The organism is Bradyrhizobium sp. CCGB20, from assembly GCF_024199855.1.
Classification (GTDB): Bacteria; Pseudomonadota; Alphaproteobacteria; order Rhizobiales; family Xanthobacteraceae; genus Bradyrhizobium.
The window spans coordinates 9,134,514-9,152,146 of the sequence record NZ_JANADN010000001.1 but is presented as its reverse complement, the minus strand read 5'-3'; the positions used below and the strand labels follow the sequence as shown (position 1 = coordinate 9,152,146).

Annotated in this window: 15 protein-coding genes; 11 read left to right on the top strand and 4 right to left on the bottom strand. The window is 65.9% G+C overall.

The features are described from left to right. Window positions 1–37: 37 nt before the first annotated feature. From NLM15_RS43090 to NLM15_RS43070, 5 genes are all read left to right on the top strand, one after another. Entirely contained in the window at window positions 38–1,009 is a 972-nt protein-coding gene (locus NLM15_RS43090) for an aliphatic sulfonate ABC transporter substrate-binding protein (RefSeq protein WP_254124047.1), read from the top strand. A gap of 209 nt (window positions 1,010–1,218) precedes the next feature. Next, complete coding sequence (locus NLM15_RS43085) at window positions 1,219–2,064, top strand: ABC transporter permease (RefSeq protein WP_254124046.1); 846 nt, start codon at window positions 1,219–1,221, stop codon at window positions 2,062–2,064. A 4-nt stretch (window positions 2,065–2,068) separates the two neighbouring features. Further along, on the top strand, window positions 2,069–2,854 hold the full coding sequence (locus tag NLM15_RS43080) for an ABC transporter ATP-binding protein (protein ID WP_254124045.1): 786 nt from the start codon (window positions 2,069–2,071) through the stop codon (window positions 2,852–2,854). A 54-nt stretch (window positions 2,855–2,908) separates the two neighbouring features. Next, a complete protein-coding gene (locus NLM15_RS43075; protein ID WP_027514578.1) occupies window positions 2,909–3,418 on the top strand; it encodes an OsmC family protein in 510 nt (169 codons plus the stop codon). Between the two features lie 171 nt (window positions 3,419–3,589). Then, window positions 3,590–4,390 (top strand): hypothetical protein, encoded by an 801-nt coding sequence (locus NLM15_RS43070; protein WP_254124044.1) that lies wholly within the window; start codon window positions 3,590–3,592, stop codon window positions 4,388–4,390. Window positions 4,391–4,491: 101 nt separating this feature from the next. Here the strand turns inward: NLM15_RS43070 and mutS are convergent, their stop codons facing one another. After that, window positions 4,492–7,230, bottom strand: coding sequence for a DNA mismatch repair protein MutS (gene mutS / locus NLM15_RS43065; RefSeq protein WP_254124043.1), 2,739 nt, complete (start codon window positions 7,228–7,230; stop codon window positions 4,492–4,494). 306 nt (window positions 7,231–7,536) lie between these two features. On the opposite strand from mutS, the gene pcaF reads away from it, so the two are divergent. The 6 genes from pcaF (at window position 7,537) to NLM15_RS43035 (ending at window position 14,283) form a co-directional block, all read left to right on the top strand. Then, complete coding sequence (gene pcaF, locus NLM15_RS43060; RefSeq protein ID WP_254124042.1) at window positions 7,537–8,745, top strand: 3-oxoadipyl-CoA thiolase; 1,209 nt, start codon at window positions 7,537–7,539, stop codon at window positions 8,743–8,745. A 137-nt stretch (window positions 8,746–8,882) separates the two neighbouring features. Beyond that, on the top strand, window positions 8,883–9,776 hold the full coding sequence (locus NLM15_RS43055; RefSeq protein ID WP_254124041.1) for a dioxygenase: 894 nt from the start codon (window positions 8,883–8,885) through the stop codon (window positions 9,774–9,776). A gap of 121 nt (window positions 9,777–9,897) precedes the next feature. After that, complete coding sequence (pcaH, locus tag NLM15_RS43050) at window positions 9,898–10,599, top strand: protocatechuate 3,4-dioxygenase subunit beta (RefSeq protein WP_254124040.1); 702 nt, start codon at window positions 9,898–9,900, stop codon at window positions 10,597–10,599. Between the two features lie 15 nt (window positions 10,600–10,614). After that, window positions 10,615–11,202, top strand: coding sequence for a protocatechuate 3,4-dioxygenase subunit alpha (pcaG, locus tag NLM15_RS43045; RefSeq protein ID WP_254124039.1), 588 nt, complete (start codon window positions 10,615–10,617; stop codon window positions 11,200–11,202). Window positions 11,203–11,454: 252 nt separating this feature from the next. Beyond that, window positions 11,455–13,146, top strand: a complete 1,692-nt coding sequence (locus tag NLM15_RS43040; protein WP_254124038.1) for a methyl-accepting chemotaxis protein — start codon at window positions 11,455–11,457, stop codon at window positions 13,144–13,146. A gap of 75 nt (window positions 13,147–13,221) precedes the next feature. Further along, entirely contained in the window at window positions 13,222–14,283 is a 1,062-nt protein-coding gene (locus NLM15_RS43035; RefSeq protein WP_254124037.1) for an ecdysteroid 22-kinase family protein, read from the top strand. A 129-nt stretch (window positions 14,284–14,412) separates the two neighbouring features. On the opposite strand, the gene NLM15_RS43030 is transcribed toward NLM15_RS43035, so the two are convergent. The 3 genes from NLM15_RS43030 to NLM15_RS43020 are packed head-to-tail and all read right to left on the bottom strand — an operon-like array spanning window position 14,413 to window position 17,618. After that, entirely contained in the window at window positions 14,413–15,969 is a 1,557-nt protein-coding gene (locus tag NLM15_RS43030) for an MDR family MFS transporter (RefSeq protein WP_254124036.1), read from the bottom strand. Between the two features lie 4 nt (window positions 15,970–15,973). Then, entirely contained in the window at window positions 15,974–17,143 is a 1,170-nt protein-coding gene (locus NLM15_RS43025) for an HlyD family secretion protein (protein WP_254124035.1), read from the bottom strand. Continuing rightward, window positions 17,136–17,618, bottom strand: coding sequence for a MarR family winged helix-turn-helix transcriptional regulator (locus tag NLM15_RS43020; protein WP_254124034.1), 483 nt, complete (start codon window positions 17,616–17,618; stop codon window positions 17,136–17,138). Before NLM15_RS43020 ends, NLM15_RS43025 begins: the two co-directional genes overlap by 8 nt. Window positions 17,619–17,633 lie beyond the last annotated feature (15 nt).

Sequence of the window (17,633 nt, the reverse complement as noted above, 5' to 3'; positions counted from 1 at the left end):
TCATTGAAAAACAATGAAGTTTTCAAGGAGGTTGGGCATGACTGGGATTACTCGACGCATTCTGCTGGCGGGAGCAGTGGCGCTTGCAATGATACCTGCGGCACGGGCGGCGGATCCGCTCAAGGAAATCCGCATCGACTGGGCGACCTACAACCCGGTGTCGATGGTCCTGAAGCAGAAGGGCCTTCTGGAGAAGGAGTTCGCCAAGGACGGAATCAGCATCGTCTGGGTGCAGTCGGCCGGCTCCAACAAGGCGCTCGAATTCCTCAACGCCGGCTCGATCGATTTCGGCTCGACCGCGGGTTCGGCGGCGCTGGTGGCGAAGATCAACGGCAACCCCATCAAGTCGATCTACGTCTATTCGCGCCCCGAATGGACGGCGCTGGTCACGGGCAAGGATTCCAAAATCGCGAGCGTTGCCGATCTCAAGGGCAAGCGCGTCGCGGTGACGCGGGGCACCGATCCGCACATCTTCCTGGTGCGGGCACTGTTAGGTGCCGGCCTCACCGAAAAGGACATCACGCCGGTCCTGCTCCAGCATGCCGACGGCAAGACCGCGCTGATCCGCGGTGACGTCGATGCCTGGGCCGGCCTCGATCCGATGATGGCGCAGGCCGAGGTCGAGGAAGGCGCGAAGCTGTTCTATCGCATGGCCGATGCCAACACCTGGGGCATCCTCAATGTGCGCGAGCAGTTCTTGAAGGACTATCCGGACGCCGCCCGCCGCGTGCTCGCCACTTACGAAGAGGCGCGCAAATATTCGCTGGCGAATTACGACGAGCTGAAGAAGACTTTCATTGCCGTCACGAAGCTGCCTGAGCCGGTGGTCGACAAGCAGCTCAAGGAGCGCACCGAGCTCACCCACAGCCGCATCGGCGCGCCCCAGCGCGAGTCGATCCTCGCCGCGGGCCTCGCCCTGCAGCAGGCCGGCGTCGTCGATGCCAAGGTCGACGTGAAGGCGACACTGGATGCCCTGATCGACGACCAGGTCCCGCTACCGACGAATTGATAGTTGGCTTTTTCCCTCCCCCCTTGTGGGGGTGCCTCGCGAAGCGAGGCGGGTGAGGGGTTCTCTCCTCTCTGACGGTCGTGTGAGCGGAAAGAACCCCTCATCCGGCGCTTCGCGCCACCTTCTCCCACAAGGGGAGAAGGAAAGAGGGCGCCGCGCGTCGCTCGCACGCCCTTGCATTCCCTCGCCAGACGCGCTTCCTACCGGCCATGATCTCCGACGCGCCAGCCCTGCAACAGACCTTGGAACCGGCCGAGAGCGCCGCCGCGCCCTCGCGGCTCTCGCGTTATGCGCGGCCGATGCTGGGCGTGTTGCTGCCGCTCATCCTCGCGCTCGGCTGGGAGTTGGTGGTCTGGTCGGGCTGGTCCAATGGCCGGCTGGTGCCGCCGCCCTCGCGCGTCTTCGCCACCATCACCGAGCTGGCGCGCTCCGGCGAGCTGGTTCGCCACATCGCCGCGACGCTGTGGCGGGTCGGCCTCGGCTTCGCGTTCGGCGTGATCGCGGGCACGCTGCTGGGGGCCATCTCCGGCTACTGGTCGCTGGCGCGGCGGCTGCTCGATCCGACCGTGCAGGCGCTGCGTGCGATTCCCTCGCTCGCCTGGGTGCCGCTGTTCATCCTCTGGCTCGGCATCTTTGAAACCTCGAAGATCGCGCTGATCGCGGTCGGCGTGTTCTTCCCGGTCTATCTCGGCGTGATGGGCGCGATCCTCTCGGTCGATCGCAAGATCGTCGAGGTCGGCCGCACCTTCCGCCTCTCCGGCTTCGCGATGATCCGCCGCATCCTGCTGCCCGCCGTGCTGCCGGCTTATGTGGTGTCCCTGCGCGTCGGCCTTGGTCTGGGTTGGATGTTCGTGGTGGCGGCCGAGCTGATCGGCGCTTCCGAAGGGCTCGGTTATCTCCTGCTCGACGGCCAGCAGCTCGGCAAGCCCGCGCAGATCCTCGCCGCCATCGTGATCTTCGCCATCCTCGGCAAGCTCACCGACTGGCTGATCGAGGTGGCGGCCGCGCCGTTCCTGCGCTGGCAGGACGCCTTCGGGCGCGCGAAGGGAGCGTGACGCGATGCTGGCGCTCGACCGGGTCAGCAAGACCTATCCCAACGGCGTGCAGGCACTGGCGCGCTTCTCCGCCGAGATCAGGCAGGGCGAGATCCTCGCCATCATCGGCGGCTCCGGCTGCGGCAAGTCCACGCTGCTCCGCGCCATTGCCGGCCTCGACCGCGCCAGCTCCGGCGCGGTGACGCTCGACCGCGAGGCGATCAGCTCGCCGCACGCCAAGATCGGCATCATCTTCCAGGAGCCGCGGCTGCTGCCCTGGCTCAGCGTCGCCGACAATATCGGCTTCGGCCTCGCCGACCTGCCGGCGACTGAGCGCCGCGAGAAGGTGGCTCGCGCGCTCGAACGCGTCGGGCTCGCCGACAAGGCGCAGGCCTGGCCGCGCGAGCTCTCCGGCGGGCAGGCGCAGCGCGTCGCGATCGCCCGCGCGCTGGTGCCGCAGCCCGAAGTGCTGCTGCTCGACGAACCGTTTTCCGCGCTCGACGCCTTCACCCGCAGGGATCTCCAGGATCATCTGCTCGACCTCTGGGCCGACACGCGCCCGACATTGATCCTCGTCACACATGACGTCGACGAAGCTGTGGTGCTGGCCGACCGCGTGCTGGTGATGCGGCCGCGGCCGGGCCGGCTGTTCGACCAGATCGAGATCAATCTGGGCCGCCCACGCGACCGCAGCTCGCCGCTGTTCGAGAATTTCAAGCGAAGTGTGCTGACGTCACTCGACCGTTCGCTGGACCGCAGCGTGCCCGACCGTGACGCAACCCAGGGTCCCGGTCAGGCCATGTGGTGGTGACAATTTCTCTCTGAGCCGGTACATCGGGGAGCAATTTTCCCGGGAGAGAACAAGATGGACGCCGCAGCACTGCGCCAGATGCAGGCCCCGATCAAGGAACGCTACAAGACCGATCCCAAGACCGCGATGATCACGCTGAAGGCCAAGGGCTCGACCGACAGCGAAGGCATCGCCTGCAAGGTCGAGACCGGCCGCGCCATCGCGATGGCTGGCCTGCATCCGGCCACCGGCGGCTCCGGCCTCGAGCTCTGCTCCGGCGACATGCTGCTGGAAGCACTGGTCGCCTGTGCCGGCGTCACGCTGAAATCGGTCGCGACCGCGATCGAGGTGCCGCTCAAGACCGGCAACGTCTATGCCGAGGGCGACCTCGATTTCCGCGGCACGCTCGGCGTCGACAAGGAGACCCCGGTCGGCTTCGCCGAGATCCGCTTGCGCTTCGAGGTCGACACCGACGCGCCGCAGGACAAGCTCGATCTGCTGCTGAAGCTCACCGAGCGTTACTGCGTGGTCTACCAGACCATCAAGAACGGCCCGAAGGTTTCGGTGTCGATGCAGCGGATGTGAGGCGAGGATCGCAAGCCCAGCACCCGGTGTCGTCCCGGCGGACGCCGGGATCCATAATCCCGGACGCCGATTGTATCGCCGAACTGATCACTACAACCGTCTAACACAGCGAAGCCTGTGGTCATGGCTCCCGGATCTGCGCTTCGCTTGTCCGGGACGACAAACAAAAAAATGCCTCTCGACCTCCACTTCATCCTTTTTCTTCTCCTGCGCATGGCGATCGCGGCGGCGTTCGTGGTGACGGCTTCGATCATCACCGAGCGCTCGGGTCCGGTGATCGGCGCGCTGGTCGCGACCCTGCCGATCTCGGCCGGTCCCTCCTACGTCTTTCTCGCGCTCGACCATGACGCCGCCTTCATCGCGCAAGGCGCGTTGTCGAGCCTGCCGGTCAACGCCGCGACCATCGTCCTTGGGCTCACCTATGTCGTGCTGGCGCAGCGGAACAATCTGCTGGTGAGTGCCGGCAGCGCGGTTGCGGTGTGGATCGTGCTGGCCTCCATCATCCGCCTGTTCGACTGGACCCTGACCGCCGGGCTTGCCGTCAACCTGGTCGCCTTCGGCATCTGCATTCCGCTGCTCGCAAAGTACCGGCATGTGAAGATGCCGCTGGTGACGCGCCGCTGGTACGACATTCCATTCCGCGCCTCGCTGGTCGCAACCCTTGTCGCGATCGTGGTCTCGACGTCGGGCTGGGTCGGTCCAAGGGTCAGCGGCGTCATCGCGCTTTACCCGATCGTCTTCACCAGCATCATGGTGATCCTGCATCCGCGCATCGGCGGTCCGCCGACCGCGGCCGTGCTCGCCAACTCCGCCTGGGGTTTGCTTGGCTTCGGCATGGCAATCGCGGTGCTGCATCTCGGTGCCGCCAATTTCGGCTCCGCGATCGGCCTCAGCATGGGCCTCGCCACCTGCATCGTGTGGAATCTGACGCTGTGGTGGAACGGGCGGAGGAAGCGGCTGGCGGCGGCGTGAATCTCGTAGGGTGGATTAGCTAAGCGTAATCCACCGCTTTGCTTTCCACGCGGATAGACCGCGGTGGGTTGCGCCTACGGCTAACCCACCCTACGGCACCGTCACTGCTTCGGTAGCTTCGCCTTCAACGCATACAGCGCGTCCAGCGCCTCGCGCGGGGACATCTCGTCGGGGTGCAGCGCCTTCACCGCATCCATCAGCAGCTCCGCCTCGGTCGGCGGCGCGGCTTCCGCGGCGGCGCGTGAGGGGACGGCGAACAGCGGCAGATCGTCGGCGAGGGCACGGGCGGTCTGGCCGCGATCCTGGGCTTCCAATTTCGCCAGCACGGACTTCGCGCGCGTGATCACCGCCGGAGGCAGGCCCGCGAGTTTCGCCACCTGGATGCCGTAGGAGCGGTCCGCCGAGCCCGGCAGCACCTCGTGCAGGAACACGACATTGCCCTGCCATTCCTTCACCCGAACCGTCGCGTTGAACATCCGCGGCAGCTTTGCCGAGAGCGCGGTCAGCTCGTGATAATGCGTGGCGAACAGCGTGCGGCAGCGGTTGCTCTCATGCAGATGCTCGATCGCGGCCCAGGCGATGGAGAGGCCGTCGAAGGTCGCGGTGCCGCGGCCGATCTCGTCGAGGATCACCAGCGCACGCTCGCCGGCCTGGTTCAGGATCGCCGCGGTCTCGACCATCTCCACCATGAAGGTCGAGCGGCCGCGCGCGAGATCGTCGGCGGCGCCGACGCGCGAGAACAGGCGGTCGATGATGCCGATCCGCGCGCGCGTGGCCGGCACGAAACTTCCGATTTGAGCAAGAAGAGCAATCAATGCGTTCTGGCGCAGGAAGGTCGATTTACCGGCCATGTTGGGACCGGTCAGCAGCCAGAGCTGGCCGGATTTTTGCGCCGGGCTCGGCGAGAGGTCGCAGGCGTTGGCGATGAACGGCTCGCCATTGCGCTTCAAGGCCTGCTCGACCACGGGATGGCGGCCGGCCTCGATGGCGAAGCCGAGGGAACCATCGACCTCGGGCCGCACGTAGTTCTCGTCGATCGCCAGCTTTGCCAGCGACGTCGCGACGTCGAGCAGCGCGAAGGCGTGGGCGGCGGACCGCAAATCCTCGCTGATATCGAGCGCCTTGGCGCAGAGCCGCTCGAAGACTTCGAGCTCGAGTCCGAGCGCGCGGTCGCCGGCATTGGCGATCTTGGCCTCGATCTCGCCCAGCTCCGAGGTGGTGAAGCGTACCTGGCCGGCCAGCGTCTGGCGATGGATGAAGGTCGCGTTCAGCGGCGCCGACATCAGCTTGTCGCCGTGCTGCGCGGTGACCTCGACGAAATAGCCGAGCACGTTGTTGTGCCGGATCTTGAGGCCCTTGACGGAGGTCACGTCGGCGTAGCGGGCCTGCATCGAGGCGACCACCAGGCGCGAGGCATCGCGCAGGTTTCGCGCTTCGTCGAGCGCAGGCTCGTAGCCCTGGCGCACGAAGCCGCCATCCCGCTTGATCAGCGGCAGTTGCTCGTCGAGCGCGCTGGCGAACTCGGACGCGAGCTCGCGCGACGGACGCGTCAAGGCCGCCATCACCGCGGCGATCTCCTGCGGCGGCTGGTCGAGCTCGCCGAGCCGCGCCAGCACCTGGTCGGCTGCGATGATGCCGTCGCGCAGTCCGGCGAGGTCGCGCGGGCCGCCGCGGCCGACCGAAAGGCGGGCCAGCGCCCGCGACATGTCGGGCGCGCCGCGCAGGATACTGCGGATGTCCTCTCGGATAGCCGAGTCCGCAACAAACGTGCTGACGGCATCGAGCCGCCGCGCGATCGCCGGTGCATCGGTCAGCGGCGCTGCGAGGCGCTGTGCCAGCAGGCGCGAGCCGGCCGAGGTCGCCGTGCAGTCGATGGCGTCGAGCAGCGAGCCGCGCCGTTCGCCCGCGAGCGTGCGCGTCAATTCGAGATTGGCGCGTGTCGCCGGGTCGATCGCCATGGTCGCACCCGAAGCCTCGCGTGCGGGCGGCGACAGCGGCGGATGCTTGCCGACCTGGGTGCGGTCGACATAGGTGACGGCGGCTGCGGCTGCCGTGGCCTCCAGCCGCGTCAGCTGCGCCAACCCGTCCATGGTCGCGACGGCGAAATAATCGCACAGCCGCTTCTCGGCGGTGGCGCCGTCGAAGACGTCGCGGGTCAGCGGCGTCACCGCCGGCAGCTCGCGCAAGGTCTGTCCGAACTCGCTGTCGTTGTAGAGCGCGTCGGTGACGATGGCTTCGTTCGGATTGATGCGCGCCAGCGTCGCGGCCAGCTCGCCGCTGGAGCATTCCATCACCGTGAATTCGGCGGTCGAGATGTCGATCCAGGCAAGGCCAAAGCGGTCGCCGCCGGCGGAGGAGCGGGCCCGCGCGATCGCCAGGAGATAATTGTTGGCGCGCGCATCGAGCAGCGTATCCTCGGTCAGCGTGCCCGGGGTGACCAGCCGCACCACGCCGCGGCGCACCACGCTCTTGTTGCCGCGCGCTTTCGCGGCGGCGGGATCCTCGGTCTGCTCGCACACGGCGACCCGGTGGCCGGCGGTGATCAGGCGGTGCAGATAATCCTCGGAGCGCTCGACCGGCACGCCGCACATCGGGATATCGGCGCCCTGATGCTTGCCGCGCTTGGTCAGCACGATGCCGAGCGTCCTGGAGGCGATCTCGGCATCCTCGAAGAACAGCTCGTAGAAATCGCCCATGCGGTAGAACAGCAGCAAGCCCTGATGCGCCGCCTTGATCTCAAGGTACTGTTCCATCATCGGCGTGACGCGCGCGATGGCCTCCGCTGGCGGCGCGGGCGCTTCTTCGGGGGGCGGTACGGGGATCGGTTGTTGCATTGTCATTAGAGCGTTTTCGAGTGAAGTGGGTACCGGTTCGCGTGAAGAAAACGCGTCAAAACAAGAATTTTGGAGTGCGGTCCTGACCGCGCTCCAAGGCGGCGCAACCTACAAAATTTCGCCTCCTGCTCCTATCGGTTTGGCCGGGGCGGGGAGGTTTTCCACGTTGTCCGCACCGCGGCATGCGCCAGCGGCGTGCGGGCCCTTCGGAACACACAAGAAACCGTCAATTGACCTGCCGCGGGCGCCCTCCTAAAACTCCGCCGACATTGAAGAATTTGGGCCGAACCGCGGCATTCAGGGAGAACAACGATGCGTGACGTCTTTATCTGCGATGCCGTGCGGACCCCGATCGGCCGTTTCGGCGGCTCGCTCGCCAAGGTGCGTGCCGACGATCTGGCCGCCGCGCCCATCAAGGCGCTGATGGCGAAGCACCCGAAACTCGACTGGGCGCAGGTGGACGAAGTGTTCTTCGGTTGTGCCAACCAGGCCGGCGAAGACAACCGCAACGTCGCGCGCATGGCGCTGCTGCTTGCGGGCCTGCCGGATTCGGTTCCCGGCCAGACCCTGAACCGGCTCTGCGCCTCCGGCCTCGACGCGGTCGGTGCTGCGGGGCGCGCCATCCGTTCCGGCGAGATCGAGCTTGCGATCGCCGGCGGCGTCGAATCCATGACCCGCGCGCCCTTCGTGATGGGCAAGGCGCAGGAGGCCTTCTCCCGCTCCGCCGAGATTTTCGACACCACCATCGGCTGGCGCTTCATCAATCCGCTGCTGAAGGCGCAGTACGGCGTCGACGCCATGCCGGAGACCGGCGAGAACGTCGCCGAGGAATTCCAGGTCTCGCGCGCCGACCAGGACGCGTTCGCGATCCGCTCGCAGCAGCGCGCGGGTGCTGCGATTGCCGCTGGTTACTTCGCCGAAGAGATCACGCCGATCACCATTCCCGGCGGCAAGGCCGGCCCCATCACGGTCGACAAGGACGAGCATCCGCGTCCCGAGACCACGCTGGAAGGCCTCGCCAAGCTGAAGCCGATCGTGCGCAACCCTGGTACCGTGACCGCCGGCAACGCCTCCGGCGTCAATGACGGCGCCGCCGCGATGATCCTGGCCTCCGAAGCCGCGGTGAAGAAGCACGGGCTGACGCCGCGCGCCCGCATCCTCGGCCTCGCCTCGGCTGGCGTGCCGCCACGCATCATGGGCATCGGCCCGGTGCCGGCCACCCGCAAGCTGATGGAGCGGCTCGGCAAGAAGATCACCGATTTCGACCTGATCGAGCTCAATGAAGCCTTCGCCTCGCAGGGCATCGCCTGCATGCGCCAGCTCGGCGTCGCCGACGATGCCGATTTCGTCAACCCGCATGGCGGCGCCATCGCGCTCGGCCATCCCCTCGGCATGAGCGGCGCGCGTCTCGCGCTCACCGCCGTCCACGGCATGGAGAAGCGCGGCGGCAAGCTCGCACTCGCCACCATGTGCGTCGGCGTCGGCCAGGGCGTTGCGGTCGCAATCGAGAAGCTGAACTGACGGGACGCGTAGCGTCCCTTCATCCCGGGGCAGCCCGATAGGGTTGAACCCGGGATCTCGAGATTCCGGGTCTGGTCCTTCGGACCATCCCGGAATGACGGTGTTGGAGTTAAGCGGGTCGCTTCAGGGACCGTGCCATGATCATCGCGTGCGAGCAGGACGTCACGGCCGCCGCTCTGGCGGTGATGGAGCGGACCTCCGATCCGCGGATGCGGCAGATCATGATCTCGCTGGTCAAGCATCTGCACGGCTTCGTCCGCGATGTCAGGCTGACCGAGAAGGAATTCCGCGACGCGACCGCTGTGATCGCCGAGCTCGGCAAGCTGACCACCGACACGCATAATGAAGTCGTGCTGATGGCGGGCTCGCTCGGGGTCTCCCCGCTGGTGTGCCTGCTCAACAATGGCGATCAGGGCAATACGGAAACCGATCAGTCGCTGCTCGGACCGTTCTGGCGGTTGAACTCGCCGCGGGTCGAGAATGGCGGATCGATCGTCCGTTCCGAGACCCCGGGCGCACCGCTGTTCGTCAATGGCTGCGTCGTCGACAGTAACGGTCGTCCCGTCGCGGGGGCAGAGGTCGACGTCTGGCACGCTTCGCCCGTCGGTCTCTATGAGAATCAGGACCCCGAGCAGGCCGACATGAACCTGCGCGGCAAGTTCACGACCGATTCCGACGGGCGCTTTGCCTTCCGCTCGGTGATGATGGTCGGCTATCCCATTCCGACCGACGGTGTGGTCGGCCGCCTGCTGAAGGCGCAGGGCCGGCACCCCTATCGTCCCGCGCATCTGCACGCCCTGATCTTCAAACCCGGATTCAAGGTGCTGATCTCGCAGGTCTACGACCCCAACGATCCCCATATCGACAGCGACGTGCAGTTCGGCGTGACGCAGGCGCTGATCGGCAAGTTCCTGCGCCACGACGCTCCGCATCCGGCTGCGCCCGGCGTCGCGACGCCCTGGTATTCGCTCGACCACACCTACCGGCTCGAGGCCGGCGAGGCCGTGCTACCGCGCCCGCCGATCAAATAGTACGCTCGTGCCGGGCGCGCAGGAGGCCCGCTAAACCCGCTTCCCCCAATTAGTTATATCCTATAATGATCGGGGGAAGCGTTGACCGGCTGGACCAGAATGGCCGGGGAGGAGTTCGCCAATGACATTCATCTATCCCGTCGACAGCAACAAGGCGCATCCGCTGCCGCTGTCGCCCGAATACAAGAGCTCGATCAAGCGCGCGCCGAACAAGCCCTTGATCCCGATGCGCCACACGTTGTCGGAATTGACCGGCCCGGTCTACGGCCACGAGACCGTGCGCGAGGGCGATGCAGATCTCACCACCCAGCATACCGGTGAGCCGATCGGCGAGCGCATCATCGTGCACGGCCATGTCCGTGACGAGGACGGCCGCGGCGTGCCGAACTCGCTGGTCGAGATCTGGCAGGCCAATTCCTGCGGCCGCTATGTCCATGTCCGCGACCAGCACCCGGCGCCGCTCGATCCCAACTTCACCGGCGCGGGCCGCACCGTGAGCGATGCCGCCGGCTACTATCGCTTCGTCACCATCAAGCCGGGCGCCTATCCCTGGGGCAATCACCACAACGCCTGGCGTCCCGCGCACATCCATCTGTCGGTGTTCGGCCATTCCTTCGTCACGCGCCTCGTGACGCAGATGTATTTCCCGAACGACCCGCTGTTCCCGTTCGATCCGATCTTCAACTCGGTGCCGGACGAGAAGGCGCGGGCGCGCATGGTCTCCTCGTTCGACCTCGACAACACCCAGCCCGAATGGGCGCTGTGCTACCGCTTCGACATCGTGCTGCGCGGCAAGAACGCCACGCCTATGGAGAACCATTAAGTGCAGGGAAGCGAGATGGACAACGGTATCACCCCATCGCAGACCGTCGGACCGTTCTTCAAATACGGCCTGACGCCGACCGGCGAGTACGCCTGGAACGATGCGTTCACCAACTCGACGCTGACGCCCGACGTCACCGGCGATCGCGTCCGCATCGAAGGCCGTGTGTTCGACGGTGACGGCGTCGTGGTGCCCGACGCCATGCTGGAAATCTGGCAGGCGGACGCGCAGGGCCGCTTTGCCGACCCGCAGGACAAGCGCGCGTTGCCGAATGCCAGCTTCCGCGGCTTCGCCCGCTGCGGCACCGACAAGGACGGCAATTATTCCTTCGACACCATCAAGCCGGGCGCGGTGCCCGATCCCGACGGCAAGCCGCAGGCGCCGCACATCGTCCTTGCGGTGTTCGGCCGCGGCATGCTGCGGCATCTCTACACCCGCATCTATTTCAGTGACGAGGCAGGCAATGCGGCCGATCCGGTGCTGGGACTGGTGCCGCCCGATCGCCGCGCGACGCTGATCGCGACGCGCGAGGCGGGCAAGGCGGTCTACCGGCTCGACCTGCGGCTTCAGGGCGACGACGAGACGGTATTCTTCGACATGTGAGGCAACGCGGGCGGCGACGTTGACGCCGGCCCGCGCTTCTCATCCGGCGCAACGGAGCAGGTTGCTGCGTGGCATCGGGCCCGAGACGTTTCTCTTCGTGCTGTGAGTCAGTCTCGCTGACCGGCCGTTTGACATCCAACTTCCGTAGTTTTCCGGTGTTCGCGGGATGCAATTTCCGCGCGAAGCAATCCTGTGTTTACCGCAGTCGTTTAGGATCCGTTTGGATTTCGACCTGCGCCACCGGATTGATTCATGAAAATTCGTCTTTCCCTTTCTTCTGCGATCATTGCATTCGGGATCGTTCTGGCCATCGGTTTCACGGCCGTGGTCTCCACCAGCCTTTACGCGCTGCGCGAGCTCAAGGTCGGCGGCCCGCTCTATTCCGACATCAAGCTCGGCAACGACCTCATCGCCGACATCCTGCCGCCGCCGGAATATGTCATCGAGGCCTATCTCGAAGCCACCCTCGCCATGCGCGAGCCGGACCAGCTGGCGGCCCATGGCGAGCGTCTGGTCCAGCTCCGCAAGGATTACGACGAGCGCAAGGCGTTTTGGGTCACCTCCAGCCTCTCGGCCGACCTGAAGACGGCGCTGGTGTCGAAATCCGACGCCGAGGTGCAGAAGTTCTGGAAACTGCTGTCCGACCAATTGCTGCCGGCCCTCAAGGCCAAGGACACGGCCGCCTCCGAGCGCGCCTACGCGCAGCTCAAGGATGCCTACACCGCGCATCGCGCCGTCATCGACAGCATCGTCGAGAGTGCCAACAAGCAGAACGCCGACATGGAGAAGCTGGCCGCGGATCGCGACAGCTCGATCCTTTTCATCCTCCTCGGCGTTTCCGCCGCCGTCCTCGCCTTCATTGCCGCGGGCCTGCTCGGCGTCGCCCTCGGCGTGGTGCGTCCGATCGTGCGCATGACGGACACGATGCAGCAGCTCGCGACCGGCGATCTTGCCGCCGACATCCCCTTCGCGCATCGCAAGGACGAGGTCGGCTCGATGGCGGGTGCGCTCCAGGTGTTCAAGCAGGGGGCGATCGAGAATTCGCGCCTGCGCGAGGAGCAACTGCAAAAGGAGCAGGAGGCGGCGCTTGCCAAGCGTGGTGCCCTGCACCAGATGGCCGAGACCGTCGAGCGCGAGACCGGCCGCTCGGTCGATTCCGCGAGTGTGGCAAGCCAGGGCGTCGAACGGGCCGCCTCCAGCCTGTCCGAGATCGCCCGGTCGCTGTCCGCGGAGTCGCAGGCCGTGGCTTCGGCGTCCACCCAGGCCCTGGGCAGCTCGCAAACCGTCTCGGCCGCGGCCGAAGAGCTGAGCGCCTCGATCCGGGATATCGCAACGCAGGTCGCGCGGACCAGCACGGTGACCAAATCGGCGGTCGCCGGCCGCGAGCAGGCGCGTTCGACCATCCAGGCGCTGGCGGGTGCGGTGAAGAAGATTGCGGAGGTCTCCGACCTCATTGGCGGCATCGCCGGCCAGACCAACCTCCTGGCGCTCAATGCCACGATCGAGGCCGCGCGGGCCGGCGAGGCCGGTCGTGGCTTTGCGGTGGTTGCGGCCGAAGTGAAATCCCTGTCCGACCAGACCGCCAAATCCACCGAGGAGATCGGGCGTCTGATCGCGGAAATTCAGGCCTCGACGCAGGCGGCGGTCGATGCCGTCGAGACCATGGGAGGCCACATCGTCGAGATCGACGGCGTGGCGACCTCGGTTGCCGCCGCGATGGCAGAGCAGGACGCCGCAACGCGGGAGATCGCCCGGTCGATTTCCGAATCGGCCTCCGCCGCGAATGAGGTCTCGGCCAAGATCGCCAATGTCAGCCGCGACGCCGCCTCGGTGGACGAGCGCGCCACGGAGGTGAGGCAGGCCATCGCGGGCATGGCGGCCAATCTTGAGCAGCTGCGGTCGGTCGTGGTTCGGACCGTTCGCGACTCGACTGCGGCGGCCTGAGCAGGCGCGGGGTCTGGCGCTGGTGCCCGCGGTCGTGATCGTGCAGTATGGCGCGGGACGGGGGCATCGTGGTTCATGACAACTCCACAACTGCCGGCGGTCGTTGAGCCCGCCCGACTGACGGCCGCGCTACGTAAGGCTGGCGCGCTGGATCGTGGCGCCGTTCGCGAAGTGAAGGTGCTGCATGAGCGTGACACGATCCTGTCGCACATCGTGCGACTCGGCTTGCGCTATGTCGGGGAGTCTGCTGGTGCGCCGCAATCCCTGATCCTGAAGACCGCGCATTCCGCCTTCGCGAAGACGCTTGCAAATGGCGGCCGGCACGAAGTGACCTTCTACACGAAGCTTGCGCCGCAGATGCCGCCGGGGCTCGTGCCGCGCTGTTTCGACGGTCATTTCGACGAAGAGAGCCAGACCTGGCATCTGCTGCTCGAAGACCTCACCGACAGCCATGAGATCGCGACGCAATGGCCGCTGCCGCCGTCGCGCGATCAAGCGATGGCGATCGTCACCACACTGGCCCGCATGCATGCAGCGTGGTGGGACCATCCCGGTCTCGGCGAGACTGCCGGCACCTGGGCGAGCGCCGAGGACAGCGCAAGCCACATGGAGATCTTCGCCGGCCATTACGATCGCTTCGCCGACCTGCTCGGCGATCGCCTCAGCGAAGAGCGCCGCACCCTCTACCGCCGCCTCATCGATCAGTCGGCCCGGCTATCCCAGCGTTACCACTCTCGCCGCCATGCTACGATCACTCATGGCGACGCGCATACCTGGAATTTTCTGCTGCCGCGCGCCAGCGTCGCGGATAGCGTGCGCATCTTCGATTTCGACCTCTGGGGCATCAACGTGCCTACCACCGACCTCGCCTACATGATGGCGATGCAATGGTATCCAGATCGCAGGCAGGTGCTCGAGCGGGCGCTGCTCAATCGTTACCACGAGACGCTGATAGCCAACGGCGTCAGCAGCTACACGCGCGGCGCGCTCGATCAGGATTATCGTCTGTCGGTGCTCTGGCACATCACCAAGCCGGTCTGGCAGTGGAGCATCAACCTCCCGCCGTTGATCTGGTGGAATAATCTGGAGCGGGTGATGATGGCGGTCGAGGATCTCGGCTGCGAGGAGCTGTTGTAAGCTCGCGCCACCTGTTCGCCGTCGTCGCCCGGCTTGACCGGGCGACCCAGTATTCCAGACACGTTCGTGGATACGGAGACGCCGCGGCGTATTGGATGCCCCGGTCAGGCCGGGGCATGACACCTGTGGCTACTCCATCACCGCATGTTCCGGCCCTGCGGCCTGCTTGCGTAGCGTGGCCTTGGTCGAGCCGATCAAGAGGGCCAGCGGGATGGTGCAGAGAATGAAGAACATCACCAGCTGGTAGTCGTGTGCGAAGGCGATGATCTGCGCTTGTATGCTGACCATTCTGTCCGCCATGGCGCGGCCGGCGTCGGTGGAGAGATCGATCATGCCGCTGACGCTCGGCATCTGGAGCGCGTGGTTGAACGGGTTGATGTACTCGGACAGGACCGCGTAGGTCCGCCGCGTGCCCTGCGTCAGCTCGGCGATGACGACGGAGATGCCGACCGAGCTCGCGACGTTGCGCATCAGGGTCAGCATCGCGGTGCCGTCGGTACGCAATTCGTTCGACAAGGTCAGGAACGCCACCGTCGAGAGCGGCACGAAGACGAGGCCGAAGCCAAAGCCCTGGATGACACTGACGGTGACGATCTCCGGCACCTGGGTCAGGTCGGTCCATCCGGTCATCTGGAACAGCGAGCCCGCGGTCAGCGTCAGGCCCGTGATGATCAGCGTGCGCGCCTCGAAATAACGCATCATGCGGCCGACCAGCATCATGGCGAAGAAGGTGCCGAAGCCGCGGCTCGCCAGCAGCAGGCCGGCGGTGATGATGGGATAGCCGATCACGTTCTGCATGTAGGGCGAGGCCAGCGCCATGGTCGAGAACAGCACGAGCCCCATCACGATCATGAACATGCAGCCGGTGACGAAGTTGCGGTCCCGGAACAGCGCGAAGCGGATGAACGGCGTCGAGGTCGTGAAGGAGTGCGCCAGGAAGAAGTAGAAGGCCACGGCCGAGACGATGAATTCCGCGATGATTTCGTTGGACTCCAGCCAGCCCAATTGCTCGCCGCGGTCGAGCGCGAGCTGAAGCGAGCCGATCGCGACCGCCAGTGCCGCGAAGCCGAACCAGTCGAATTTGCGGCTGAGATCCTTCCTGGTTTCGTCCATGAAGACGATCAGGCCGAGCACGGTGACGGCGCCGAACGGCAGGTTGACGAAGAACACCCAGTGCCAGGAATAGGTCTCGGTCAGCCAGGCACCAAGGGACGGCCCCATGATCGGGCCCATCATCACGCCCATGCCCCAGATCGACATCGCCTTGGCGCGTTCCTGGAGCGTGTAATAGTCGAGCATCACCGATTGCGACAGCGGCACCAGGGCCGCACCGAACACGCCCTGCAGCAGGCGGAACAGCACCATCTGGTTGATGTCCTGCGCAAGCCCGCAGAGCACGGAGGCAAAGGTGAAGCCGGCCGAGCAGATGATGAAGATGCGCTTGCGGCCGAAGCGGTTGGCGATCCAGCCCACCGGCGCCGTCATGATCGCGGCGGCGACGATGTAGGAGGTCAGGACCCAGTTGATCTGGTCCTGCGAGGCCGACAGCGTACCCTGCATGTAGGGCAGGGCGACGTTGGCGATGGTGGTGTCCAGCGCCTGCATGATGGTCGCGGTCATGGCGCAGATCGTCACCATGTTACGGCGCAGGCCGGGGACCATCAGGCTGGCATTGGGGCCGGACATCGGGTCAGTCCTTGTCCTGATCTTGGCCCGCGGTCGCCGACAGGCCGAGCAGGCCGGCGAGCGAGCGCTTGTGGCCGGTGTCGATGGTGGCGTAGACGCTCATGCCGGCCTTGAGTTTCCGCACGTATTTGTCGGTCTCGTCGAAATAGATCCTGACAGGCACGCGCTGCACCACCTTGACGAAATTGCCCGTGGCGTTCTGCGGCGGCAGGATCGCGAACTGCGCGCCGGTGCCGGGCGAGAGCGAACCGATCTTGCCCTTGAAGACGTGGTTCGGGAACGCGTCGACCTCGAGCGTAACAGGCTGTCCCTCGGTGACGTAGGTGAGGTCGCTCTCCTTCGGATTGGCGTCGACCCAGGGGTGGGCGACGTCGATGATGGAGAACACCGGTGTGCCGGCGGTGACGTAGCGGCCGAGTTGAATCTGCTCGACCTGCGTCGCAACGCCGCCCATCGATGCCCGCACCACGGCGTGGTCGAGATTGCGCTCGGCGTTCTCGAGCTTGGACTTGGCCTGCGCGTAAGGCGGGAATTTCTCCAGCGGCAGGTCGGTGTCGCCGAGCAGCTGGGTCTTCGCTGCCGACATCTGCTGCTTGACGTATTGTGCTACGGAGCCTGACGTCACCAGCGCGTTCGATGCGTTGTCGAGGTCGAGCTGCGAGCCGTAGTTGTTCTTCACCAGCGCCTGCTTGCGTTCGACATCGCGCTGTTTCAGTTCGACGCCCTGCTGGGCGAGGTTGAGCATGTCGCCGTAGATCTTGATGTTGGCGCGAAGGTTGTCGTAGGTCGTCTGCGCCTGCATCAGCTGCGCCCTGGCCTCGTCCACCGCGAGGCGGAACGGCACGGGATCGATCTCGAACAGCTCGTCGCCCTGCTTGACGGTCTGGCCTTCCTTTACGACGACCTTCTGGATCTTGCCGGAGATGTCGGGTGTGACCAGGACTTTCTGCGCGCCGACATAGGCATCGTCGGTGCCGACATAGCGGCCGCCGTGCAGATAGAAGGTGATGCCGGCGCCGGCGACGACGAGCGGCAGCACGACCAGGAGCAGGAAGCGGCGATAGCGGCGCAGGCCCGCCACCAGGCGGCGGCGCGGGTCGGTACCGGCTTTCTTGGTGGGCTTGCCGCTGTCGCCCTTCTGCTCGGGCTGGAACTTGAGAACCTGATCAGCCATAGCGCTGCTCCTTACGCGCTTGCTCCGCTCCGCTGGTCTGGATCGCGGTACGCACGTTTTCCTTGATTGTTTCGAGTTGAGTGAGGAGACGGTGGGCCTCCGCCGGGGTGATGCCCTCGAGCGCATTGGCGGTGATCTCGGACCTGAGCCCGCTCATCCGGCCGAGCAGCTGCCGGCCCGCCTTCTTGAGATACAGGCGCTTGACCCGGCGATCCGAAGCATCGCTGCGGCGCTCGATCCAGTCACTGTCGCAGAGCTTGTCGATCAGGCGCGTCAGCGTGATCGGCTGCACCTCGAGGAGCTCCGCGAGTTCCGACTGCTTCATACCCTCGCTGCGCTCTACCTTGGCCAGCACCGCCCATTGCGCACGGGTGATGCCGAAGCGCGAGGCCTCCTTGTCGGCATAGACGCGCAACAGGCGGTAGAGCTCGGCGAGCGTAAACAGGAAGTTCTGGTCCACGGGCCCGGGACTCATGAGCTTGGTCTCCAA